This window comes from Nocardioides sp. Leaf285 (genome assembly GCF_001422955.1).
Lineage (GTDB): Bacteria > Actinomycetota > Actinomycetes > Propionibacteriales > Nocardioidaceae > Nocardioides > Nocardioides kribbensis.
Genome location: NZ_LMNH01000004.1, coordinates 478,499 through 501,381 on the forward strand (window position 1 = coordinate 478,499; position 22,883 = coordinate 501,381).

General features: G+C 76.3%; 23 protein-coding genes. 11 read left to right on the forward strand and 12 right to left on the reverse strand.

The features are described 5' to 3' along the window. Positions 1–76 precede the first annotated feature (76 nt). On the reverse strand, positions 77–703 hold the full coding sequence (locus ASF47_RS16470) for a TetR/AcrR family transcriptional regulator (protein ID WP_056865055.1): 627 nt from the start codon (positions 701–703) through the stop codon (positions 77–79). A 112-nt stretch (positions 704–815) separates the two neighbouring features. Here ASF47_RS16470 and ASF47_RS16475 point away from each other — a divergent pair, with 112 nt between their 5' ends. Both ASF47_RS16475 and ASF47_RS16480 read left to right on the forward strand, forming a co-directional pair. Beyond that, entirely contained in the window at positions 816–2,192 is a 1,377-nt protein-coding gene (locus tag ASF47_RS16475) for a cytochrome P450 (protein ID WP_200919174.1), read from the forward strand. Between the two features lie 82 nt (positions 2,193–2,274). Continuing rightward, positions 2,275–3,102 carry an SDR family oxidoreductase gene (locus tag ASF47_RS16480; protein ID WP_056865056.1) on the forward strand — a complete coding sequence of 276 codons (828 nt, stop codon included), beginning with the start codon at positions 2,275–2,277 and terminating at the stop codon, positions 3,100–3,102. A gap of 543 nt (positions 3,103–3,645) precedes the next feature. Here the strand turns inward: ASF47_RS16480 and ASF47_RS20755 are convergent. Continuing rightward, positions 3,646–4,083: a DUF1707 SHOCT-like domain-containing protein gene (locus tag ASF47_RS20755; protein ID WP_200919176.1), complete on the reverse strand. Its 438-nt coding sequence runs from the start codon at positions 4,081–4,083 to the stop codon at positions 3,646–3,648. Positions 4,084–4,258: 175 nt separating this feature from the next. Between ASF47_RS20755 and ASF47_RS16490 the strand changes: the two genes are divergently transcribed. From ASF47_RS16490 to ASF47_RS16505, 4 genes are all read left to right on the forward strand, one after another. After that, the gene (locus tag ASF47_RS16490) at positions 4,259–5,398 is read left to right on the forward strand and encodes an ABC transporter ATP-binding protein (protein ID WP_082500427.1); all 1,140 of its coding nucleotides are present in this window, start codon (positions 4,259–4,261) and stop codon (positions 5,396–5,398) included. Beyond that, positions 5,395–6,264, forward strand: coding sequence for an ABC transporter permease (locus ASF47_RS16495; protein WP_056865058.1), 870 nt, complete (start codon positions 5,395–5,397; stop codon positions 6,262–6,264). Before ASF47_RS16490 ends, ASF47_RS16495 begins: the two co-directional genes overlap by 4 nt. Before the next feature lie 192 nt (positions 6,265–6,456). Next, entirely contained in the window at positions 6,457–7,782 is a 1,326-nt protein-coding gene (locus tag ASF47_RS16500; protein WP_056865059.1) for a sensor histidine kinase, read from the forward strand. After that, positions 7,779–8,393 carry a response regulator transcription factor gene (locus ASF47_RS16505; protein ID WP_056865060.1) on the forward strand — a complete coding sequence of 205 codons (615 nt, stop codon included), beginning with the start codon at positions 7,779–7,781 and terminating at the stop codon, positions 8,391–8,393. Before ASF47_RS16500 ends, ASF47_RS16505 begins: the two co-directional genes overlap by 4 nt. A 159-nt stretch (positions 8,394–8,552) precedes the next feature. On the opposite strand, the gene ASF47_RS16510 is transcribed toward ASF47_RS16505, so the two are convergent. The 3 genes from ASF47_RS16510 to ASF47_RS20760 form a co-directional block, all read right to left on the reverse strand. Further along, entirely contained in the window at positions 8,553–9,620 is a 1,068-nt protein-coding gene (locus tag ASF47_RS16510; protein WP_235558781.1) for an LLM class F420-dependent oxidoreductase, read from the reverse strand. A 165-nt stretch (positions 9,621–9,785) separates the two neighbouring features. Continuing rightward, positions 9,786–10,256, reverse strand: a complete 471-nt coding sequence (locus ASF47_RS16515) for a DUF1707 SHOCT-like domain-containing protein (RefSeq protein ID WP_056865061.1) — start codon at positions 10,254–10,256, stop codon at positions 9,786–9,788. Continuing rightward, a complete protein-coding gene (locus ASF47_RS20760) occupies positions 10,253–11,137 on the reverse strand; it encodes a PadR family transcriptional regulator (protein ID WP_082500428.1) in 885 nt (294 codons plus the stop codon). The genes ASF47_RS16515 and ASF47_RS20760 overlap by 4 nt, the downstream gene beginning before the upstream one ends. A gap of 277 nt (positions 11,138–11,414) precedes the next feature. Here ASF47_RS20760 and ASF47_RS16525 point away from each other — a divergent pair, with 277 nt between their 5' ends. Continuing rightward, the gene (locus ASF47_RS16525) at positions 11,415–11,834 is read left to right on the forward strand and encodes a VOC family protein (protein ID WP_056865062.1); all 420 of its coding nucleotides are present in this window, start codon (positions 11,415–11,417) and stop codon (positions 11,832–11,834) included. 117 nt (positions 11,835–11,951) lie between these two features. Here the strand turns inward: ASF47_RS16525 and ASF47_RS16530 are convergent, their stop codons facing one another. From ASF47_RS16530 to ASF47_RS16545, 4 genes are all read right to left on the reverse strand, one after another. Continuing rightward, entirely contained in the window at positions 11,952–12,458 is a 507-nt protein-coding gene (locus ASF47_RS16530) for a DUF427 domain-containing protein (RefSeq protein WP_056865063.1), read from the reverse strand. Positions 12,459–12,481: 23 nt separating this feature from the next. Beyond that, entirely contained in the window at positions 12,482–12,778 is a 297-nt protein-coding gene (locus ASF47_RS16535; RefSeq protein WP_056865064.1) for an antibiotic biosynthesis monooxygenase family protein, read from the reverse strand. 64 nt (positions 12,779–12,842) lie between these two features. Next, complete coding sequence (locus ASF47_RS16540; RefSeq protein ID WP_056865065.1) at positions 12,843–13,727, reverse strand: DUF6885 family protein; 885 nt, start codon at positions 13,725–13,727, stop codon at positions 12,843–12,845. Then, positions 13,727–15,127: a glutamine synthetase family protein gene (locus ASF47_RS16545; protein WP_082500429.1), complete on the reverse strand. Its 1,401-nt coding sequence runs from the start codon at positions 15,125–15,127 to the stop codon at positions 13,727–13,729. Before ASF47_RS16545 ends, ASF47_RS16540 begins: the two co-directional genes overlap by 1 nt. Positions 15,128–15,275: 148 nt before the next feature. Between ASF47_RS16545 and ASF47_RS16550 the strand changes: the two genes are divergently transcribed. The 3 genes from ASF47_RS16550 to ASF47_RS16560 all read left to right on the forward strand — a co-directional run bounded on the left by ASF47_RS16550 (position 15,276) and on the right by ASF47_RS16560 (position 18,171). Continuing rightward, positions 15,276–16,565, forward strand: a complete 1,290-nt coding sequence (locus ASF47_RS16550) for an MFS transporter (protein ID WP_235558782.1) — start codon at positions 15,276–15,278, stop codon at positions 16,563–16,565. 80 nt (positions 16,566–16,645) lie between these two features. Then, on the forward strand, positions 16,646–17,431 hold the full coding sequence (locus tag ASF47_RS16555) for a hypothetical protein (RefSeq protein ID WP_156697961.1): 786 nt from the start codon (positions 16,646–16,648) through the stop codon (positions 17,429–17,431). Continuing rightward, positions 17,428–18,171 (forward strand): peptidase E, encoded by a 744-nt coding sequence (locus tag ASF47_RS16560; RefSeq protein WP_200919177.1) that lies wholly within the window; start codon positions 17,428–17,430, stop codon positions 18,169–18,171. Before ASF47_RS16555 ends, ASF47_RS16560 begins: the two co-directional genes overlap by 4 nt. A 73-nt stretch (positions 18,172–18,244) precedes the next feature. Here the strand turns inward: ASF47_RS16560 and ASF47_RS16565 are convergent, their stop codons facing one another. Both ASF47_RS16565 and ASF47_RS16570 read right to left on the reverse strand, forming a co-directional pair. Continuing rightward, on the reverse strand, positions 18,245–18,748 hold the full coding sequence (locus ASF47_RS16565) for a mycothiol transferase (RefSeq protein WP_056865067.1): 504 nt from the start codon (positions 18,746–18,748) through the stop codon (positions 18,245–18,247). A 116-nt stretch (positions 18,749–18,864) separates the two neighbouring features. After that, positions 18,865–20,592 (reverse strand): DUF429 domain-containing protein, encoded by a 1,728-nt coding sequence (locus tag ASF47_RS16570; protein ID WP_056865068.1) that lies wholly within the window; start codon positions 20,590–20,592, stop codon positions 18,865–18,867. Positions 20,593–20,860: 268 nt separating this feature from the next. Here ASF47_RS16570 and ASF47_RS20765 point away from each other — a divergent pair, with 268 nt between their 5' ends. Beyond that, positions 20,861–21,469, forward strand: a complete 609-nt coding sequence (locus ASF47_RS20765) for a GNAT family N-acetyltransferase (RefSeq protein ID WP_235558783.1) — start codon at positions 20,861–20,863, stop codon at positions 21,467–21,469. Between the two features lie 117 nt (positions 21,470–21,586). Here the strand turns inward: ASF47_RS20765 and ASF47_RS16580 are convergent, their stop codons facing one another. Continuing rightward, positions 21,587–22,834, reverse strand: coding sequence for a PQQ-dependent sugar dehydrogenase (locus ASF47_RS16580; RefSeq protein WP_056865069.1), 1,248 nt, complete (start codon positions 22,832–22,834; stop codon positions 21,587–21,589). Positions 22,835–22,883 lie beyond the last annotated feature (49 nt).

Here is a 22,883-nt window from a genome sequence, read left to right on the forward strand (position 1 = left end):
TCGCGTGCTCCGACGCCGCCGGGCCGGTCGGCCCGCGCCGGTCGGGTCGGGATGGGTCGGGCCGGATCGGGCCGACTCAGTCCTGCGCGCCCCGGGCGGTGGCCGCGAAGGCGCGGGTGGCGGCCTCGACGATGTCGTCGGGGGTGACGTCGAGCGTGCCGTCGAGCCAGGCGGTGACCAGCTCCTGGACCCCGCCGACGAACATCAGCCCGGCGAGGTCGCCGGGCTGGCCGGCCCACGCGTCGTCGCCGTAGAGCGCGCGACCCTCGCGGGTGGCCAGCTCGGCGAAGGCGCGCAGCAGCGCGTTGCGAGCCGGGCGCAGCTCGGGGCGCCCGGGGGCCTCGAGCATGGTGACCCGGCCCTTGCGGGGGTCGTCGGTGATGATCGCGACGAAGGCGCCGATGGCGGCGCGGATGCGCTCGGTGGGCCCGCCCTCGGTCTCCTCGATCGCCGCCAGGGCGGCCACGGTGATCTCGTCGCCGACCTGCTGCATGGCGGCGGTGAGGGCCTCGTCGAGGGAGGCGAAGTGCTCGTAGAAGTACCGCTCGGTGAGGCCGGCCTCGGCGCAGATGCGGGTCATGGTGACGCGGGGTCCGCCGTCGGCGCCCCAGACGTCGAGGGTCGCCGCGAGCAGCTGGGCGCGACGGGTGGCGGCGCGCTCCTGCGCCGACATGCCGCGATACCTCCCCGCCTTGACCGCCATGGGCCCATCCTCACACCCGCCGCGCGCCCGTCCCAGGGACCGGACCGGACCGGTGCGGCCAGGACGGACGCAGACATTGACAGGACGTCCTGTCTGAATCAGTCTGGTCGACGTGACCCAGGCCACGTCCCGCACCCCCGACCCGGCCGCCGGCGCGACGGCCCGCCCGCTCCCCGCCGTGGCCAGCGAGCACCGCGGCTGGCCCGTGATCGGGCGCAGCCTGGAGTACGCCCGCGACCCGGTCGCCCTCTTCGAGAAGCAGTGGGCGACCTACGGACCCGTCTCCCCGCTGCGCATCCTGGGCGACCCCTGGGTGATGCTGCTCGGCCCCGACGCCTGCGCCACGGCGCTCACCAACCCCGACAAGGCCTTCGTCAACGGGCCGGCCTGGAGCTACCTCGTCGGCCCGTTCTTCGACCGCGGCCTCATGCTCCTCGACGGCGAGGAGCACCACGTGCACCGCCGGATCATGCAGCAGGCCTTCACCCGCCCGCGGCTGGAGGGCTACGCCGCGGCCATGCACGCCCCGATCGCCCGCGGCCTCGACGCGTGGCGCCCGGGGCCGGGCTTCCCGGCGTACCCCGCCCTCAAGGAGCTCACCCTCGACGTCGCCGCCGAGATCTTCATGGGCGGCGCGGAGAGCACCGACCGCGCCGAGATGGCCCGGGTCAACGCCGCCTTCATCGACTGCGTGCAGAGCGCGGCCGCCCTCGTGCGCCGCGACCTGCCCGGCACCCGCTGGCGCAAGGGACTGCGGGGGCGGGAGGTCGTCGAGCAGTTCCTGCGCGACTACCTGCCCTCGCGGCGCGCCCGCGAGAGCGACGACCTCTTCTCCCAGCTGTGCCACGTCGAGAGCGAGGAGGGCGAGCGCTTCTCCGACGACGACGTCGTCAACCACATGGTCTTCCTCATGATGGCCGCCCACGACACCTCGACGATCACCCTCTCCACGATGCTCGAGCTGCTCGGCAAGCACCCCGCCTGGCGCGAGCGCTGCCGCGCGGAGTCGCTCGCCCTGGGCGAGGCACCCACCCTGGCCGAGCTCGACTCCCTGGCCTCCCTCGACCTGGTGATGAAGGAGTGCCTGCGGCTGCGCGCCCCCGTGCCCGTCGTCGTGCGCCGCACGGTCAAGGAGACCGTCGTCGAGGGCGTACGGGTGCCGGCCGACCGCTACGTCATCGTCGCCCCCCAGTTCAGCCACCTGATGCCCTCGCTGTGGAGCGACCCCACCGCCTTCGACCCCGAGCGCTTCTCCCCCGAGCGCCGCGAGGACCGCTCCCACCGCTTCGCCTGGGAGCCCTTCGGCGGCGGGGTCCACAAGTGCCTCGGGCTGTTCTTCGCCGGCGCCGAGGTCAAGGCGGTGATGCACCAGCTGCTGCGCCGCTTCGACTGGAGCGTCGACCCGGCCTACGTCGCGCCGATGAACAACCACTCGCTGCCCTTCCCCGCCGACGGCCAGCCCGTCGACCTCGTCCACCGCACCGCCTGACCCGCCCCTCCCCCGCCCGACCCGCACCCGCACCCGCACCCGCACCCGCACCCGCACCCGCACCCGACCGCAGGAGACCACCGTGACCGCACCCCGCGACCTCACCGACGCCCTCGTCGTCATCACCGGAGCCGGCCGCGGCATCGGCCTGGCCACCGCCCACCGCTTCGCCGCCGCCGGCGCCCGTGTGGTCATCGGCGACCTCGACGACGACGTGGCCGCCAAGGCCGCCGCCGCGGTCGGCCACGACGCCGTCGGGCTCGTGGTCGACGTCGCCGACCGCGGCTCCTACGCCCGCTTCGTCGAGCAGGCGGCGGCCCTCGCGCCGGTCGACGTGCTCGTCAACAACGCCGGCATCATGCCGCTGACCCCGCTGCTCGAGCAGAGCGACGACTCCGTCGACCGCACCCTCGAGATCAACCTGCGCGCCGTCGTCACCGGCACCCGCCTGGTCGCCCCGGCGATGGTCGCGCGAGGGCGCGGGCATGTCGTCAACGTCGCCTCCGCGGTCGGTCGGCTCGGCATGGCGGGCGCAGCGGTCTACAGCGCCAGCAAGTTCGGCGTGCTCGGCTTCTCCGAGGCCGCCCACGCCGAGCTGCGCCCGCACGGCGTCGACGTCTCCACGGTGCTGCCCACCGTGGTCGCCACCGAGCTCGCCGCCGGCGTCCACGCCACCCGGGGCATGCGGGCCTGCACCCCCGAGGAGGTCGCCGACGCCATCGTCTCGGTCGCGCAGCGCCCCCGGTTCGAGACCTGGGTGCCGGCCCACGCCAAGGGCGTCTTCCACTCCTCCAACGTGCTCCCCCGCCGGGTGCGCGACCTGGTCGGCCGCGCCATGGGTGCCGACACCACCCTCACCGACGTCGACGTGGCCGCACGCGCCGACTACGAGCGGCGCGCCAGCCGCTGAGCACCGCTCCGCCGACGCCACGGCGGAGGCCCGGCTGCGCCACGGTGCGGGGTGGGCCGGTGCGGCGCGGGGTGGGCCGGTGCGGCGCGGTGCGGCGGTCCGGTGCGAGGTGGGCGGATCCCTGAGGCAACACGTCGCGGCCGGCACTTACCGCAACAGCGCAATTGCGCGGACCGGCACCGGTCTCGCGAACGGGTTTGCGCGATCCGAGCAACCCCGCACCCCCGACACCCGCCGAACCAGCGCAATTGCGTGGACCCGCACAGGTCTCACCAACCGGTTTGCGCCGTTCGAGCAACCCCCCGCCCCCGAGACCTGCCGCAACAACGCAATCGCGCGGACCCGCACAGGTCTCACCAACGGGTTTGCGCGATCCGAGCAACCCCGCGCCCCCGACACCTGCCGCAACAGCGCAATCGCGCGGGCCCGCACCGGGCCCGCGAACGGGTTTGCGCGATCTGCGCAGCCCCCCGCCCCCGACACCTGCCGAACCAGCGCAATTGCGCGGACCCGCACCGGTCAGCGACCGGTCCGTCATACGGGTCAGGACCGGGGACGCCGGGGCCGGAGCACCACCAGCGCGACGACCGCGAGAGTCACCAGAAACCACCACCGGTCCCGGGTGAGCGACAGGAAGACCCCCGCGCCGGTGACGGCCAGGACCAGCCAGGTGGTGAGGCTCGTGCCGCTGCGGACCGGACCGTACGGCGTCGGGGCCGGACCGCCGACGACGGGCGGGTAGGCCGGCGGCGGTCCGGGGACCGCGGCGGCCGGAGCGTGGGAGGCCCAGCCCGGCTGCTGGTGCGGGCCCGGCAGGTCGGCGAAGAGCGGCACGAGGTCGCCCCGGGTGGTGGCGGCCCAGATGCGACCGACCCGGTCGGAGTGCTCCTCGGCGGTGAGCATGCCGCGCGCGTACATCGCCGCGAGGTAGGCCGAGGCCTGCTCCCGCTCGGCGTCGCCGATGCGCAGCTGGTCGCTCATGACACCACCCTGCCCCACGGCCGGTCGGGCCACACCCCGGTCCTGCCGCCGCGCGGCCACCCGGCACCCCCCGCCGGCACCCATGACACCTGTCATGGTCCGAGCGTGCACGGCCCACGTCGACCGGTGAGCGCACGCACTGCCGCCCGGCCGCCGCGACGGCGAGGCTGGACGCATGACACCGACCCCCCGCCGCCCGAGCACCGACCGCCCCGGCCGCCCCGGCCGTCCCGGACCCTCACCCCGCCGGTCGCCGGGCGATGCGACCGGCACTGCGACCGGCACTGCGACCGGGGCACCCGCCATCGAGCTGCGCGACCTGCGCCGCACCTACGGCCACGGCTCCAGCGCCTACGACGCCGTGCGCGGCGTCGACCTCGAGGTGGCGGCCGGGTCGGTCACCGCACTGCTCGGCACCAACGGCGCCGGCAAGACCTCCACCCTCGAGCTGGTCGAGGGCCTCGCCGCGCCGACCGGAGGGGAGGTCAGGGTGCTGGGGCTCGACCCCGTCGCCGACCGGGCCCGGGTGCGACCGCGCACGGGGGTGCTGCTGCAGTCCAGCGGCTTCCCCGCCGACCTGACCGTGCGCGAGACGCTGCGCATGTGGGCCGCCACCGTCACCGCGCCGCGCCCGGTGGAGGAGTCGCTGGAGCGGCTCACCCTCACCGACCGCGCCGACGTCAGGGTCGGCGCGCTCTCCGGGGGCGAGCAACGCCGCCTCGACCTGGCCTGCACCCTCATGGGGCGTCCCGAGGTCGTCCTGCTCGACGAGCCCACCACCGGGCTCGACCCCGAGTCGCGACGCGACGTGTGGCAGATCGTGCGCGACCTGCGCGACGACGGCGCCGCCGTCCTGCTCACCACGCACTACCTCGAGGAGGCCGAGGCGCTGGCCGACCACCTCGCGATCATGCACGCCGGGCGGGTCCGCCGCGCCGGCACGCCCGCCGAGATCGCCGAGGGTCACCCCTCGACGGTCAGGCTCGACACCCCCGACCGCACCCTGCCGGCCCTGCCGGCCGGCCGGGTCGAGGACGACGGGCGCACCATCACCCTGCACACCACCGACCTCCAGGCCACGCTGACCGCGCTGCTCGCCTGGGCCGACGCCGAGGGTGTGCGCCTCGACCGGCTCGACGCCCGCACCGCCAGCCTCGAGTCGGTGTTCCTCGCCATCGCCGAGGGCCGCGACGCCGCCTCCCCGGCCCGGCGCTCCGACCCGATCCCCAGCGAGACGACCGCGACCGCCGACCGGGCCAGCGCCACCGCCAGCGCCACCGCCACCGCCACCGCCACCGAGGGAGCCACCCGATGAGTACGTCGACCCCCCGCACCGAGCCCACCGCCCCGGCCACCCCGGCCACCCCGGCCACCCCGGCCACCCCGGCCACCGACGCAGCCGGCGGGTCCGAGCGCGGAGCCGGCGTACGGCGGGTGCGCGGGCTTGCCCGCGCCAACGCCACCCTCATGACGCGCAACCGGCTCACCCTGCTCTACGCCGTGGTGCTGCCCGTGCTGCCGCTGGTGCTGCTGCTCACCGGGCCGCGCGGCGACGTCGCCGTCGGCGCCGCCACCGTGGTGACCGCGCTCATGATGACGCTGCTCTTCCCGGTCTACTACAACCTGCTCTCGCAGTTCGTGACCCGCCGCGACGAGCTCGTCCTCAAGCGCCTGCGCACCGGGGAGACCCGCGACGCGGAGATCCTGGTGGCCCTGGCCCTGCCCGGCCTGGTGGTCGCGGTCCTCGTCTCGCTGGTCACGGTGGTCGTGGCGCTCGCGCTCGGCGCGCCCGCCCCGGTCAACCCCGTCCTGTACGCCGGGGCCGTGCTCCTCGGCGCCCTGATGTCGGTCGCGCTGGCCTACTGGACCGCCGCCTGGACCCGCAACGCCGAGGCCGCGCAGATGACCAGCCTGCCCGTCATCCTGCTGCTCGTGGTCGGCCAGGTGGCGATCAGCTTCCCCGACTCCGTGCAGCGCTGGACCGACTGGACCCCCGGCGCCGCCCTCACCGCGCTCGTGCGGATCGGCTGGTTCGGCCTCGACGACGGCTCCACCACCCCCAGCCTCGACCTCGCCGACACCTGGTCGGTCGGGCTCCAGCCGGTGCTCGTGCTGGTGCTCTGGACCGCCGTCGGCCTCGACCTGGCCCGCCGCTCCCTGCGGTGGGAGCCGCAGCGCTGACCCCTTGCCGACCGCAGCTGCCGACCGCAGCTCGCGTCGCCCGGGCCCGGACGTGTCTAGGGTGGTGAGGGGGCGAGCGGCGCGGTCGGCGCGGTCGGCGCGGTCGGCACGATCAGGGCCCGCCCCGCGGCACCCGCCGCCGCCCCCCTCCCCCGCAGCGCACCGACCACCCCCCTCCCCCGAGAGGACGCCATGAGCCCGACCGACGCCCACCTCGGCGACCCCCCTCTCGACGACCCCCCTCTCGACGACGCGCGGCCGGCCGGCGCGGGCGCGGGCGCGGGCCCCGCCCGAGGTCGTGACGCCGCCCGGCGCGGGCGCTGGAAGCGCTGGTCGGAGCGCAGCGAGGTCGAGCGCGTGGACCTCTACACGCGCCAGTCGATCTACCTCCTGCTCTGGTCGAGCACGGGCTTCATCCTGTGGCGTGGCTCCGCGGACTGGGGCGAGCAGCCACCCGCCCTGGTGGCGCTCGTGGTCGCGGCGGTCGCGGTGACCTGCGCGCTGGGCACGCCGGTCGTGCGCGACGTCGCCGCGCTCTACCCCGCGGCGCGCCCCGTGCCCTGGCGCAGCGTCGGCCCCCTGCTGGCGGCCACCGCGGTGGTGCTCGTCGGCGACCGGCTGCTGCCCGACGGGCTGCGCGGGGTCGGCGCCATGGTCGCCCTCAGCGTGCTGAGCTGGAGCATCGGCGGGCTGCGCGACGACCGGGTCTCCGCCGCCCTCGTCGCAGGCCTCGGGCTGGTCTTCTGGGCCACCACCGGGCTGCTCGTCGCCGGTCTCGGCGCCGCGGGCGTCACGGCCTTCTTCGTCTTCACCGCGCGCGTGTCGCTGTGGCTGCTCGGCGTGGTCTCCGAGCTCGACCGCGCCCGCGCCCTCCAGGCCGATCTCGCGGTGGCCGAGGAGCGGCTGCGCTTCTCCCGCGACGTGCACGACGTGCTCGGGCGCCGGCTCTCCGCGATCGCCCTGCAGTCGGAGCTGGCCGCCCGGCTCAGCGAGCGCGGCGACACCGCGGCCGCCGCGACCATGCTGGAGGTGCGCGGCGTCGCCCACACCGCCCTGCGCGAGGCACGCGCCCTGGCCCGCGGCTACCGCGCCACCGACCTCGCCCAGGAGCTGGAGGGGGCGCGCTCGCTGCTCGACGCGGCCGGCATCGCAGTGGCCCTGGACGTCGCCGACCTCCCCACCGCCTGGCACGAGCCGGCCGGCTGGGTGGTGCGCGAGTGCGTCACCAACGTGCTGCGCCACTCCGCCGCCACCCGGGTCGAGATCACCTACGCCGCGGGCGCCCTGGTCGTCGGCAACGACGGGGTCGGCCCGGCCGGTCCGGGCCCGACCCCCGGCAGCGGGCTCACCGGACTGCGGGAGCGCCTGGCGCCCCTCGGCGCCCGGCTCGACGCCGGTACGACGGGCCTCACCGGCGGCAGCAGCATCGGCGGCAGCGGCTGCGACGACGGCGGGACCGGGCGGTTCGTCGTACGGGTCAGCGGTCTGGACTCCCCGCCCGCGCAGGTGACGCCGTGAGCACGACGATCCGCGTCCTGCTGGCCGACGACGAGCACCTCATCCGGGCGGCACTGGCCCAGCTGCTCGCCCTGGAGGACGACCTCGAGGTCGTCGCCCAGGCCGCGTCGGGCCCCGAGGCGGTCGCCCAGGCGGTCGCTGCCGACGTCGACGTCGCGGTGCTCGACCTGCAGATGCCGGGGCTCGACGGCATCGCGGTCGCCGAGCGCCTGGGCGCCGACCTGCCGGGCTGCGCCACCGTCATCGTCACCAGCCACGGGCGACCCGGTCACCTCAAGCGGGCGCTCGCCGGTGGGGTGCGCGGCTTCCTGCCCAAGACCACGTCGGCCGCGACCCTGGCCGCGGTGGTGCGCACCGTGCACGCGGGCGGGCGCCACGTGGACCCCGAGCTCGCGGCCGAGGCGATCGCCGCCGGCGACAGCCCCCTCACGCCCCGTGAGGCCGACGTGCTCGAGCTGGCCGCCGACGGCGCGCCGGTGGAGGAGATCGCCGAGCGCGCGTCGCTCTCACCCGGCACCGTGCGCAACTACCTGTCCAACGCCGTCGGCAAGCTGGGCGCCGCCAACCGCCACGACGCCTGCGCGATCGCGCGGCGGATGGGCTGGATCTAGGCGCCCTGCTGCTCCTCGCCCGGCCGGCCCGGCCCGGCCCGGTCAGGCCGGGCCGGTCCAGCCCGGTCCAGCCCGGTCCAGCCCGGTCCAGCCCGGTCCAGCCCGGTCCAGTCCGGTCCAGCCTGGCGCAGCCGCCCGCGGCGGTGGACGGCAGGCGGGTCAACCGAGCAGCTCGGCCATCGTGCGCATGACGTCGGGGCGGGGCGGCACGATCATCGTGGTCAGCAGCGAGTCCTGCCAGCGGGGCAGCTCCGCGGCGATCTTGTCGCGCGGGCCGACGAGCGCGACCTGCTCGACCATGGCCAGCGGCACGGCGGCGACGGCCTCCTCCTTGCGACCCGAGAGGTAGAGCTCCTGGATGTGCTCGCACTCGGCCTCGAAGCCCATCCGGGCGAAGACGTCGTAGTGGAAGTTGGCGCCCTTGGCGCCCATGCCGCCGATGTAGAGCGCGTAGTGGGGTCGCAGGGTGTCGGCGGCGGCCTCCACGTCGTCGTCGAGCACGACCTGCACCATGCAGGCCACCTCGAAGTCCTCGGCGCTGCGGCGTGCGCCGGGGCGGGCGAAGCCCTCGGCCAGGGCGGCGCGGTAGTGCTCGTCGTGGGCCGGGGAGTAGAAGAGCGGCAGCCAGCCGTCGGCGATCTCGGCGGCCATGGCGACGTTCTTGGGGCCCTCGGCGGCCAGCAGCACCGGCAGGTCGGGGCGCACCGGGTGCAGCGTCGAGCGCAGCGCCTTGCCCAGCCCGGTGGTCGGCAGGTCGCCGCCGGTGACCGCGGCGCCGCCGGTGAAGGGCACCTGGAAGTGCTCACCGTCGAGCTGGAGCCTCTCGCGGGCGATCGCCTGGCGCACGAGTGCGACGTACTCCCTCGTGCGGGCCAGCGGCTTGGGGTAGGTCTGGCCGTACCACCCCTCCACCACCTGCGGGCCCGAGGCGCCGAGGCCGAGCACGAAGCGACCGCCGCTGAGGTGGTCCATGGTCATCGCGGCCATCGCCGTGGCCGCGGGCGTGCGCGCCGACATCTGCATGATGGAGGTGCCCAGGCGCAGCGTCGAGGTCTGCCCGCCGAGCCAGGCGAGCGGGGTGAGGGCGTCGGAGCCGTAGGCCTCCGCCGACCACACCGAGTCGAGACCGAGCTCCTCGGCCAGCGCCACCGCCTCGGCCTGGCCGGGCGGCGGGCCGGCGCCCCAGTAGCCCAGGGAGACGCCCAGCCGCAGCCCGCCCGCGCTCATCGCGACGCCCCGGTCACGTGCGGCGGCGTGCGGGCCGGCTGGACCGGCTGGACCGGCTGGATCGGCGGTGCGGTGAGCGGGTGGCCCATGCTCGTCCTCCTGGGGTGGCGTGACGCCCATCCTGCCCGGCCGCGCCGACGGCGGCGCGACACGACGGGCCGGTGCTCACCCGGCCTGGGGCCGACGCGCCCGCTGCGGGCGCGCCGCGCGGTGGCGGGTGTGGACGAAGAGCCACGCCCCGAGCCCGAGCAGCAGCAGCGGGAGGTGGGTGACCACGGTCAGCACCAGCAGCACGGCCAGCACGGCGACGACGGGCGCGGGCAGCCCGCGCGGTCGCAGCGCCCGGCCGCCCGACCAGTACGCCGCGCGTCCTGGCACCCAGCGACCCGGGTCGCGCGCGGCGCCGCCGGACCCGGAGCGCTGCGCGAGGGTCGCCGGGAGGAGGCCGTCGGGCCACGGGGCGGGCAGGTCGGCGAAGAGGGGGCCGAGGTCGGCCCGGGTGCGCGCGGTCCAGACCCGCTCGAGACGCTCGGCGTGCTCGTCGTGGTCGAGGCGGCCCCGGACGTAGTGCTCGCCCAGCGCGGCCGCCGCCTGCTCCCGCTCGGCGTCGCCGATGCGCAGGTGCTGCTCGCTCATGACTCGTCCGCCTCCCGGGCGGTCCCGTCGCGCGACCGGTCGGTCGGCGCGCCCTCGGCGCGCTCCGCGGCCGGGCCCCGGACGTGGTCGTGGCCGGTGCCGTGGCCGCCGTACCCGCCGGCCTCCCCGCCGGTCTCCGCGCCGGTCTCCGCGCCGGTCTCCTCGGTGTCACCGCCGTCGGCGAGCACGCCGTAGAGCTTGCGCCGAGCGTCGACGAGCACGTCGACGGCGGCGCGGCGCTGCGCGTCGGTGCCGGTGGTGACGATCTGCCACACCGCGCTCATCACCTGGCCGATCTCCGGGCGCAGGTCGACGCGCGGCCCGGTCGCAGCCTCGCGGGCGGTGGCCTCGAAGGGCGCCCAGACGGCGTCGAGCTCGTCGCGGTGCGTCGCGACGTACTCCTCACCGGCCGGCGTGAGGCGCAGGGTGCGGCGGCTGCGCTCGTCGTCGGACTCCACCAGACCCTCGTCCTGCAGCTGCGCGACGGTCGGGTAGACCGAGCCGGGGCTGGGGCGCCACGCGTCGCCGGAGCGCTCCGCGATCTGCTGGATCACCTGGTAGCCGTTGACGGCCTCGCCCGCCTCACCGGCGGCGCGCAGCACGTCGAGGATGGCCGCGCGCACGTCGCCGCGCCGCACCTTCGGGCCCCGCGAGGCCTCCGGGTCGCCGAGGCCGAAGAGGCCCGCGAGCCACGGCGGGGGGCCGGGGCGTCCCCCGCGACCGCGGGGTCCGCCGGGTCCGCCCGGTCCGGGACCGAAGGCTCCGAAGGGGCCGCCGAAGCCCGGCCCGGGCCCCCAGCCTCCGTGGCGGTGCTGGGCCCAGAGCGCCTCGGCGCGGTCGGCCCACTCCCGCTGCTGCTGCTTGTCGAATCCGTGCCTCATGGCCGGACTCCTCTCGCCCGTCGCGCCCGGCGACCGACTGTCGTCGAGTGTTTCGCGATATATCGTGAGCGTACGTCGGGGTGGTGGTGGTGACAAGGACCGCGCGGGTTTCACCAGCCGGCTGGCGAAACCCGCACCAGTCGGCCGGTGCGCGGGCCGACAGGTGCGGGTCCGGGCCGACAGGTGGCGCCGACCGGCCGCGGCGGCGTGGCGGGCGGGATCGCGGCCGGCGTGGTGGCGGCGGGGGACCGGCCCGGGGGCGGCGTAGGTTCACCGGATGACGACGCCCACCTTCCGCCTCGCCTCGACGGTGCTCGGCGCGCGCGACCCGGAGGCCCTGGCCGCCTTCTACGTCGCGCTGCTCGGCTGGCGCCACCGCGACAGCGCGCAGGAGCGCGCGGCCGACCCGGGGTGGGTGGTCGTCAAGCCGGTCGGGCCCGACGGCGCGGTCGACCCGGCCGCCGCGGGGCTGGCGTTCCAGCGCGAGGACGACCACGTGCCGCCGACCTGGCCCCCGGCACCGGGCGCGCAGCAGATACAGGCGCACCTCGACGTGGCCGCCGACGACCTCGCCGCCGCGGTCGCACGGGCGCTAGAGCTGGGCGCCGTGCTGGCGCCCCACCAGCCGCAGGACCTCGTGCGGGTGGTGCTCGACCCGGAGGGCCACCCGCTCTGCCTGTTCGCCCCCGGAGACTGAGGACGCGCGCCAGCGTCGCGCGGGTCGGGGGTGGCCCGAGACGGTCACCGGGGCCGGATCACCGGGGGCAGGGTCACCGGGCGCCGGATCGCCGGGGGCGGGCTCAGCCCGGGCGGGTCACCAGCCCCAGGTGCCGGGGGCGCCCTTGAAGGGGCCGACGACGCGCGAGGTGATCCAGCCGCCGTAGAAGCCGCCCTCCTGGGGCACCACCACCTCGTCGTTCACCGTGATCCGGTCGACCGAGGCCGGCATGATCGCGATCGCCCCGGTGATCGCCTCGAAGCCGGGGGTGGGCGTGAGGTAGGTCCAGGCGGCGCGCGGGGCGACGGTGTCGCCGGAGACGAGGTCGAAGTAGGTGGCCAGGCCCTTCCACTCGCAGAAGCTGTTGCCCTCCGCGTCGCGCAGCGCGCCGTCGACGAAGGCCTCGCGGGGCAGGTAGTAGGTCGGGGGGTGGCTGGTCTCCATGACCCGCCAGCTGCGGGTCGTGCGCGCCACGACGACGCCGCCGAAGGTGACCTCGATCGACTCCTTGCTCTCGTCGAGGGCGGGCGGGCGCGGGTAGTCCCACACCGATTCCTGTCCCGGACCGGGCTTCTCTCGCTTCAGCGGGTTCAAGGGGCGCACACCCCGACCCTAGGCGGCCGCGCTCACGCCTCCATCACCCTCTCGGCGTGCTCCACGACCGGGAAGGGGTCGTAGAAGTGGTGCAGCATCGCACGCCACTGCTCGTAGGCGGGCGAGCCGCGGAAGCCCTCGGTGTGGTCCTCGAGGCGCTCCCACTCGACGAGCAGGAGATAGGTGCCGGGGCGCTCCACGAGCCGCGAGAGCGTCAGCCCGCCGAAGCCGGGCGAGGCGGCGATGATCGAGCGCGCCTGGGCGAAGGCGGCCTCGAAGGCCTCCTCCTGACCGGGGCGGACGGGCAGCAGGGCGTGCTCGAGGACCATGCGGGCAGGCTAGCTGCCGCACACCGCCGCACCCCGCCGTACGCCGCCGCGGCGCCGGGCCCGCTCAGGTGGCCCACACGCCGCGGGGCAGCCCGGCGTCGTCGACGAGGCCGGCCACGGCCGCCTCGTCCTCGTGCCCCGCCAGCAGCAGCAGGCCGCGCCCGGGCGGGGCGGCGAGCGCCTCGGCCAGGGCCTCGACCGCCACCCAGCGGCAGCCCGGAGGCAGCCCGGGCGCGCCGAGCTCGGCGTAGGTGTCGCCCACCAGCGCCCGGCCCCCGGACTCGGACCCGGGGCCAGACCCGCCCTCGGGGTCGTGGGCGAGCAGCACGACGAAGTGCCCGACGTCCCAGGTGGCGCCGGGCGGGCTGATCGGGCCGGTGCGCACGTTGGCGACCACCCCCACGGGCCGCCCGGCCGCCCGGAGCCGCTCCAGCAGCGCTCCGAGCGCGCCGGCGTCGAGCGCCGACCCGGGCACGGGCACGACGACCACGCGGTCGCCCGCCGCGGCCTCGACGCCGCGCAGCAGACCGGTCGCGTCGGTGCCGCTGTGCTCGAGCGCGGCGGCCCGGGGCAGCTCGTCCCAGCCGGTGCGCAGCAGCGGGGCACCCTCCGGTCGCCAGTCGGCGACGTCGTGGGGCCAGATCGCGGTGCCGGCGGCCACCGCGATCGCCGTGGCCGAGGGCACCGCGGGGTCTGCCGGGGACGGCGCCGGGCCCTGCGTCGCCGCCGGCGCCGCGGCCCGGGTGCTGGCCGGCGGGGCGGCCCTGGTGGACGCGGGTGACGCCAGCACCGCGTGCAGGGCCAGGGCGGCGGCGAAGGGTCCGCAGAGCTGGTCGGGCTGGGGCAGCGCCGGGCCGTGGGCCGCGAGCACGCGCTCGGCGCCGGGCAGCAGCCCCGGCACCGCGAGGGGTGCGGCCGCCGGTCGGTCGGGCACCGGTCGACCGGGCATCAGTACAGCCACCGGTGGGAGGCGACGACCTCCTCGACGGTGTGCTCGGCGGCCCAGGCGGCGTCGGAGTCGCGGCAGGCGACGAAGGCGCCGAGGAGGTCGGCGCCGAGCACGTCGCGCACCAGCGCGCTGCCCAGCAGGTGGGCGCGCTGCTCCTCGTGGGTGGTGGCGAGGGCGACGATCCCGGCGGCGTCGCGGCGCGCGTCGTCCCAGGCGCCGACGTCCTCCTGCACCGGGTCGGGCAGCTCGGCCCCGTCGCGCACCCCAGCGAGGCCGGCGCCGATGACCACCGCGAGGGAGAGGTAGGGGTTGGCCGAGGCGTCGCTGGCCTTGAGCTCCACGTTGGTGTGCTCGGGGCCCAGCAGGCGCGAGGCGGGCACCAGCCGCAGCGCGGCCTCGCGGTTCTCGACGCCCCAGAAGCCGTAGGCGCCGGCCCAGTAGCCGGGCCGGCGGCGCAGCAGCGAGCCCGCGCTGGGGGCGGTGACGGCGACGATCCCGGGCAGCTCGCGCAGCAGGCCGGCGAGGTAGCCGCGGCCCACGTCGGAGAGCCCGTGGGGGCCGTCGCCGGTCAACGCGTTGCGGCCCTCGCGCACCAGTGAGGTGTGCAGGTGCCAGCCGTTGCCGGCGCCCGCGGCGGTCGTCACCGGCGCGAAGCTGACCCGCAGGCCCTCGGCCCGCGCGGCCGACTGCACGGTCTGGCGCACCAGCACCTGCGTGTCGGCCATGGCCAGCGGGTCGAGCGCGGAGAGGGCGAGCTCGACCTGCGACTCGCCGTACTCCGCGTGGAGCTGACCGATCGCGATGCCGTCGGCGGCGAGGTCGCGCAGCAGGCGACGGGTGAACTCGTCGACCTCGCGCAGCGCGTTGGGCCCGTAGGCCGGGCCGTGGTGGGCGGGGGTGAAGTCCTCGCCCTCGCGCACGACGACCATCTCCACCTCGAAGCCGGCGCGCACCGCGAAGCCGGCCTCGGCGGCGGCGGCGACCTGTCGCTCGAGCACGCTGCGCTGGCAGTAGGGCCACGGGTCGCCGTCGGCGTCGAGCTGGCGGCCGTGGACCCAGGCCAGGCCGGGCTGCCCGGCGAGGGGCACGACGCTGTCGGCGCGGTCGACCACGGGCACGAGCCGCACGTCGCCGGAAGGCGTGGCGAGTCCCTCGTGGGCGAAGGTGATGACGTCGTGGGAGTCGAAGACCGCGAAGACGGCCGTCACCCCGACCCCGCGGCGCGCGGCGGCCGGCAGCTCGGCGGTGGGCACGGTGCGGGAGCGGACGATGCCGTTGTTGTCGACCCAGCCGATGGTGACGCCCACGACGCCCTCGCGGGCCAGGCGGTCGGTGAGCTCGTGGACGTCGGGGGCGTGGACGTCGGGGGCGTGGACGTCGGGGACGCCGGTGGCGGTCATGACGGCACGCTACCGGCGGCGCGCCGGCCCTGCCCCGCCCATCCACAGCCGGCCCGTCCACGGCCGGCCCGTCCACAGCCGGCCCGTCGGGGAGGGCCACCCCGGGCGCGGGTGGGAACAGCGCGGACCCGACGTAGGTTGGCGACCCGTGGGCATCCGGGACCTCGTCGCAGACACGCGACCGCTGCAGAACCGTCACTTCAAGCGGCTGTGGCTGGCCAACATCGTCACCGTCGTCGGCGCCCAGCTCACCGTCGTCGCCGTGCCCGCGCAGATCTACGCCGACACCGGCTCCTCGGCCTACGTCGGCCTCACCGGCCTCTTCGGGCTGGTGCCCCTGGTCGTCTTCGGGCTGTACGGCGGCGCCCTGGCCGACGTCTTCGACCGCCGCACCATCCTGCTGGTCACCACCGTCGGGCTCATCGTCACCAGCGCGCTGTTCTGGCTGCAGGCCGCCGCGGGCTCGACGAACGTGTGGCTGCTGCTGTGCCTCTTCGCGGTGCAGCAGGCCTTCTTCGCCGTCAACCAGCCCACCCGCAGCGCCGTGCTGCCCAAGCTGCTGCCCCCCGAGCTGCTGCCGGCGGCCAACTCGCTCAACATGACCGTCATGCAGGCCGGCGCCATCGCCGGGCCGCTGGTGGCGGGGGTGCTCATCCCCGTGCTCGGCTTCGAGTGGCTCTACCTCATCGACACGATCACCCTGCTGGCCACGCTCGGCGCGGTGCTCGGCCTGCCGAGCCTGGCGGTGGTCGACGCGGCCACGACCACCCCCGGACTGCGCTCGGTGGTCGAGGGCCTGGCCTACCTGCGCCAGCAGCCCGTGCTGCTGATGTCCTTCGTGGTCGACCTGATCGCGATGGTCTTCGGCATGCCCCGCGCACTCTTCCCCGAGATCGCCGCGGTCGACTTCGGCGGCCCCGAGGAGGGCGGCATCGTCTTCGCGCTGCTCTTCGCCGCCATCCCCGCCGGCGCCGTGCTCGGCGGCGTGCTGAGCGGGTGGGTCTCGCGCATCGAGCGGCAGGGCCTGGCCGTCGTCGTGTGCATCCTGGTCTGGGGAGCGGCCGTCATCGGCTTCGGCACGGCGGTGCTGCTGGCCGGCGTCGACGGGTGGCGCACCCCGATGCTCGTGGTGGCGCTGCTGATGCTCATGGTGGGCGGCGCCGCCGACATGGCCTCGGCGGCCTTCCGCAACTCGATGCTGATGACCGCCGCCGACGACGCCGTGCGCGGGCGCCTGCAGGGGGTCTTCATCGTCGTGGTCGCCGGCGGCCCCCGCATCGCCGACGTCGCCCACGGCGCGGCCGCCGCCTCGGTCGGCGCCGGGGCCGCCGCGGCCGGCGGCGGGGTGCTGGTGGTCGTCGGCACGGTGGTCGCGGCGCTCGCCGTGCCGTCCTTCGTCCGCTACCGCCTCACCCGCACCGCCGCGCCCCTGACCTGAGCGACCCGGGGGCCCCTCCCGGCCCGGGCCTCGGCCCCCGGGGTGGAGCCGGGTGGGCCGGCGCGGCCTAGGTTGAGGTGATGAGACTCCCCCCGCTGCCCGGTCCCTCCGACGTCAGGTGGCTGGTGGACCAGGCCGTGGCCGCCGGTCCCCGCGTGGTCGGCCTGCTCGCGGGCGCCGAGGCGCTGCTCGCCTCGGCCCAGGGGCTGGTGGGCGAGGCCCGGCTGCTGCTGGAGCGCGTCGACGCCACCCGCCTGGCCGCCGACGAGGTGGTCGCGGAGGTCGACCGCACCCGGGCGCGGGCCGACCGGGCGCTCACGTCGTTCGAGCCGCTCGCCGACCGGGTCGCGGGCCTCCTCGACGACGTCGAGCCGCTGCTGGGCCGCGCCGACCGCCTCGTCGGGCAGGCCGCGCCGCTGCTCGGCCGCGCCGACGGGCTGCTGGACGCCGGGGCGCCGCTGGTCGAGCGGGCCGGCGGCCTCCTCGACGAGGGCGCCCCGCTCGTGGGCCGTGCCGAGGCGCTCGTGGGCCGCGCCGAGCCGATGGTCGAGCGCGTCGAGCCCCTGCTCGAGCAGGTCGTGCCGCCGCTGACCCGGCTGCTGCCGGTGCTCGACCGGCTCGCCGAGACCACCCACCCCCACGAGGTCGACGCGATGGTCGCGCTCGTCGACCAGCTGCCCCTGCTGGCGCAGAAGATGGAGTCCGACGTCGTGCCGATGCTGGAGTCGCTGAGCAGCGTCGCGCCCGACCTGCACGACCTGCTCGACGTCTCCCGCGAGCTCAACGAGATGCTGGGCAAGCTTCCCGGGCTGCGCGGCATCAAGAAGCGGGTCGAGCGGGAGCAGGACGAGGAGGAGAGAGCGTGAGCACCACCATCCTGACCCTCGGCGGGGGCGGCTTCCTGATGGAGCCCGACAACCCGCTGCTCGACGACTTCCTGCTCTCGCTGGCCACCCGCCGGCGCGGTGCCGGCGACCGGCCGCGGGTGCTCTACGTGCCGACGGCCGCCGGCGACGACCAGGGCCGGATCGCCGACTTCGAGGCCGCCTTCGCCGAGCGCGCCGAGACCGACGTGCTGAGCCTCTTCCGCCGCGACGGGCGCGACCTGCGCGAGCAGGTCCTGGCCGCCGACGTCGTCTACGTCGGCGGCGGCTCCACCCTCAACCTACTGGCCCTGTGGCGCCTGCACGGCCTCGACGAGGTGCTGCGCGAGGCCGGGGAGGCCGGGGTGGTGCTGGCCGGGATCAGCGCCGGCATGAACTGCTGGTTCGAGGGCTCGGTCACCGACTCCTGGGGCCCGCTCGACGCCCTGCCCGACGGGCTCGGGCTGCTGCGCGGCAGCGCCTGCCCGCACTACGACGGCGAGGCCGAGCGGCAGCCCACCTACGTCGACCTCGTCGGGCGCGGCGTCCTGCCCTCCGGCTACGCCGCCGACGACGGCTGCGCGCTGCTCTTCCGCGACGGCGAGCTGGTCGAGGCGGTCTCCTCACGCCCCGACGCCCGAGCCTTCCGGGTGCACCGCACCGGCGACGCCGACGGGCTCGACGACGCCATGGAGGCCGCGCCCGTGGCCGAGAGCCCCGTCGACGTCCGCTTCCTCGGCTGACCTCGGCTGACCTCGGCCGCCCGCCCGGGGCCGCCTCGGCGCGGGTCGGGCGGTGCGGATCGGGCGGCGCGGGTCAGGCGCCGAGCAGCCCGCGCACGTAGGCGGCCTGGCCGACGTGCTGGAGGTCGTCGTTGACCACGCTGACCAGGCGCACGGCCAGGGTCACCGGCGGGTCCCAGTGCTCGTCGACCACGCGGTCGAGGTCATCGGCGCCGAGCGTCGCGACGTACGCCGTGGTCTGCGCGTGCACCGCGCGCAGGTACTCCACCAGCAGGTCGGCCTCGGCCCGCAGCGCCCCGACCTCCTCACTGGACTGGCCGTAGCCGATGGAGGCGTCGTCGTAGGGCAGGTCGAAGCGGCGCGCGAAGCCCTGCGCGGTCCAGACCTGCTCGAGGTCGGCGACACCGGCGACGTGGTCGTCCTGCACGCGCGCGGCGTGCCAGACCAGCCAGCCGATCGGGTTGGCGTCGGCGCCCGGGCGGTGGGCGAGCTGGTCGGCGTCGAGCCCGTTGACCGCGGCGGTGCCCGCCTCGAGGATGCGCTCGAAGGCGTCGGTGAGCAGCTGTGCGGGAGTCATGCCCCGAACCTACGTCGCCCCCGCCACCGCCATCCTCGCCCGCACGGGCGGGCGGAGCGGCCGGGACGGGCAAGAGCGGGCGGGACGGGCGGGCCCGCCGGTCGGTCGGGCGCGGGTCAGCCGCGCAGCCGCTCCAGCCGGGAGGCCAGCAGCGCGACGCGGTGGGCGTTGCCGTGCAGGTCGACGTAGGTCTGGCCGAAGGAGGCGAGCAGGGCGTCGTCGAGGCGTCGCACCGCGCCGGGCGGGTAGCGGTAGTCCATGCGGGCGTTGAGGTCGAGGTCGGCGACCGGGCGCAGGGCGGTGGCCAGCTCGTCGAGGGAGGTGATCCCGAGCTCGAGCAGCAGCCCGGAGATCCAGGCGTAGTGGTCGGTGCGCGACCACCCGGCGTCGGCGTACTGCCCGGCCAGGAAGGCCGCCAGCTCTCGCGCGTCGAGGCGCGGGTCGAGGTCGCCGTCGATCTCGTCCTCGGAGGGCCCCACCGACCCGCGCGGCCCGGCGCGCAGCCGGTCGCGGATCTCCGCGAACTCCCGGTCGGCCAGCTCCAGCAGGCCCGCGGCGAGGGTGAAGCGGCGGTCGAAGTCGGCGGCGTGCTCCTCGGGCACGACGCCCTTGTAGCGGATGTCGTGCTCGAACTCCGCCCACGCGTGCTGCAGCACGGTGCGCACCTGCACCTGGGCGGTGCGGCCCTCGAGGTGGGCCAGCGCCGGGTCGCCCTCACGTGTCGGGTCGGGGGTGATGAGGAGGTGGCGGCTGGCGTAGCCGAAGCCGCCGGCGCTGATGGCGTCCTGGCCCATGTCGCGGTCGTCCTTGACGACGACCTGGTCGCCGAGCAGGTCGGCCACCGCGTCGACGTCGCTGACGACGTAGGCGATGACCCGCACGCCGACCTGGTCGGTGATCTGGGTCAGCGGGTCGGAGTAGAGCGGCACGCCGGCGCTGGTGCGCCCCGCCTTCTCGGCGAAGGACGCGACGCTCTTGGCCCGCGAGGTGACGGTGAGGTAGTTGATGCCGGCCTCGTCGAGGATCCGGGTGACCAGGGCGGCGGCCTCCTCGGCGGCCAGGCGGAGCTCGGCGTGCTGGGCGTCGTAGGCCCGCACGGCCGCGCGCACGACGTCCTCGCGGGCCAGCTCGGGCTCGGCGCCGGGCAGCGTGGGGGTGACGATGTAGCCGGTCTCGAGGTCGCCGTAGGTCGTGACCCGGTCGGGCGAGCGGGAGGCGAAGAGCGCGACGTAGGCGCAGACCACCGCGTCGACCTGGTCCTCGACCACCCGCAGCTCGCTCTTGCGCGTGGCCTGCTCGACCTGGGCGCGCAGTCCGCGCCAGGTCTCGTCGACGTCGACGACGGTCTCGACGTGCGACATCAGCGTCAGCAGCGCCTCGCGCAGCCCGTCGAGGTCGCGGCCGCGCTTGTTCTTGTACTTCAGCGTGCGCGGCAGGTCGAAGAGCACCACCGTCGCGGGGTGGGGGTAGACCTCGATCGCGCGGCGGCTGCGCGCCGAGCGGGGGTCGATGTCGAGGTCGAGGCGCTCCGCGACCCTTCCGCCGCGCGTGCCGTGCGCGAACTCGGGCTTGCCGGTGTTGGCCGGGTGGGCGCCGGCCTCGAAGCGGCGGAAGTCCTTGCTCAGCGCCTTCTCCGCGGGCCGCGACCCGGTCGGGTTGGTCACCACGAGCGGCGCGTCGATGGCCACCAGGCAGTCGCCGGTCACGTACGGCGCCAGCGCCTCCGCGATCTCGTCGTCGGAGCGCACCGCCGAGAGGTGCAGCAGCCGCGACGTCCCGTCCACCACCGCCAGGCCCGTCGGGCTCCGGTCTCCCCACGCGAGGTCGACGCCGATGAAGTACACCCCCTCACCCTGCCCTATCGGCCCTGGCCGCGGGGCGGGAGAGGTGGTTGGGCGGGTCGTGGGGGGTGCGGGTGGCTGCGGGTTTCACCGGTCAGCCGGTGAAACCCGCACCTGTCGGCCCAGACCCGCCACCTGTCGGCCCAGACCCGCCACCTGTCGGCCCGGACCCGCACCTGTCGGCCCGCGCGTGGGCCGACCAGTGCGGGTTTCGCCGGCCGGCTGGCGAAACCCGCGTGACCGCCCCCGCCCGACCAGGCACCATCGAGGCGTGAGCGAGCACGCCGTGGCCGACCCGTCGGACCCGCTGACCCGGGTGCCGTGGCCGGTGAGGACCGAGCGGCTGCTGCTGCGACGCGCCGAGCGGGCCGACGTCACGGCCACCTACGCGATCCGTCGTCGCCCCGAGGTGCACGAGTGGCTCTCCTCGGCCGCGCTCGGGCCGGGGGAGTACGCCGCGATGTTCACCCGCCCGCAGCGGCTGGCGACGTCGCTGGTGGTCGAGCGGTGCGAGCGGCCCGGCGTGGTGGTGGGCGACCTGATGCTCGCCGTCGAGGACGCCTGGGCCCAGACCGAGGTCGCCGACCGCGCGGCCGGCACGCAGGCGCGGCTCGGGTGGGTCCTCGACCCGGCGTACGGCGGGCAGGGCCTGGCCACCGAGGCGGTCGGGGCGCTGCTCGGCGTCTGCTTCGACGCCCTCGGGCTGCGCCGGGTGGTGGCCGACTGCTTCGCCGACAACACGCCGTCGTGGCGGCTGATGGAGCGCGTCGGGATGCGCCGCGAGGCCCGCACCGTGGGCGACTCGCTGCACCGCTCGCGCGGCTGGCTCGACGGCCTCACCTACGCCCTGCTGGCCGAGGAGTGGCGCGCCCGCTCGTGACCGGATCCCGCAGCGCGCGGTGCCGCCCGGTCGACGGCCGCCCGGTCGACGGCCGCCCGGTCGACGGCCGCCCGGTCGACGGCCGCCCGGTCGGCGCCGGCCGTCAGCGCCGGCCGGTCAGCGGGTCAGCTCGAGCACGCGGTCGTCGCCGTCGCGCACGTCGCCGCGGCCGTCGGTGTTGGAGGTCGCCAGCCACAGCCCGCTGCCGTCGGGCAGCGTGGTGACCGTGCGCAGCCGGCCGTACTCCCCGGCCAGGTGCGAGACCGGCTGCCCGACCTCGTCGGTCCGCGCCGACCCGTCGGCCCCGGCGCCGGACCCGCCCCCGGCATCGGTCCCGGCCCCGGACCCGTCGAGCGGCACCTCCCACAGCTGCTGCCCGCGCAGGGCGGCCATCCACAGCGAGCCGTCCCAGAAGGCCAGGCCCGAGGGTGAGGCGTCGGCGGTGCGCCAGACGGCGACGGGGTCGACGTACTCCGGCTCCCCGCCGGTGCCCTCGACCCGCGGCCAGCCGTAGTTGGCGCCGGCCTCGATGAGGTTGAGCTCGTCCCAGCTGGCGTCGCCGAACTCCGAGGCCCACAGCCGGCCCTCGTCGTCGAAGGCCAGGCCCTGCACGTTGCGGTGCCCGAGGCTGTAGACCGCGTCGCCGAAGGGGTTGCCGGGGGCGGGCTCGCCCTCGACGGTGTAGCGCAGGATCTTGCCGCCCAGCGACTCCGGGTCCTGGGCCAGCTCGACGTCGCCGGTCTCGCCGGTGCTGACGTAGAGGTAGCCGTCGGGGCCGACCAGCATCCGTCCGCCGTGGTGGTAGGTCGCGCCGGCGGGGATGCCGTCGACGATCACCCGCGGCTCGCCGAGGCGGCGACCGTCCCAGCTCATCGCGGCGATCCGGTTGTCCTCGGCGGTGGTGTAGTAGGCCAGCACGGTGCGCTCGTCGGGCGTGGCGGCCAGACCCAGCAGGCCGGCCTCGCCGGTGGGCTCGGCGGCCTCTACGGTGGCCACGACGCGCGGACGGCCGGGGTCGCCCGCGGGCAGCAGCTTGATGTCGGTGGTGTCGCGCTCGCTGACCAGCGCGCCGCCGTCCTCGAGCAGCACCATGCCCCAGGGGCTGGTGAGGCCCGTGGCCACCTCGGCGACGTCGAGGTCCTCGCCGGTGCGCGGGGCGTCGGCGCCCCGGTCCTCCCCGGCCGGCTCCTCCGACGCGGTCGTCGACGGCTCGGCCGTGCGGGTCGCGGGGTTGGGCTCGCCGGTGGCGGCGGTGTCCTCGTCGCCGCAGCCGACCAGCACGGCCGCCAGCAGACCGGTGGTCGCGAGGGTGGCGAGACGGCTCGCGGGGCGGCTCGGGAGGCGGCTCGGGAGGCGGGAGGTCATGCAGCCATGGTGGCAAGAGGGCCCAACCGGGCGGCCGCGATGTTTCACG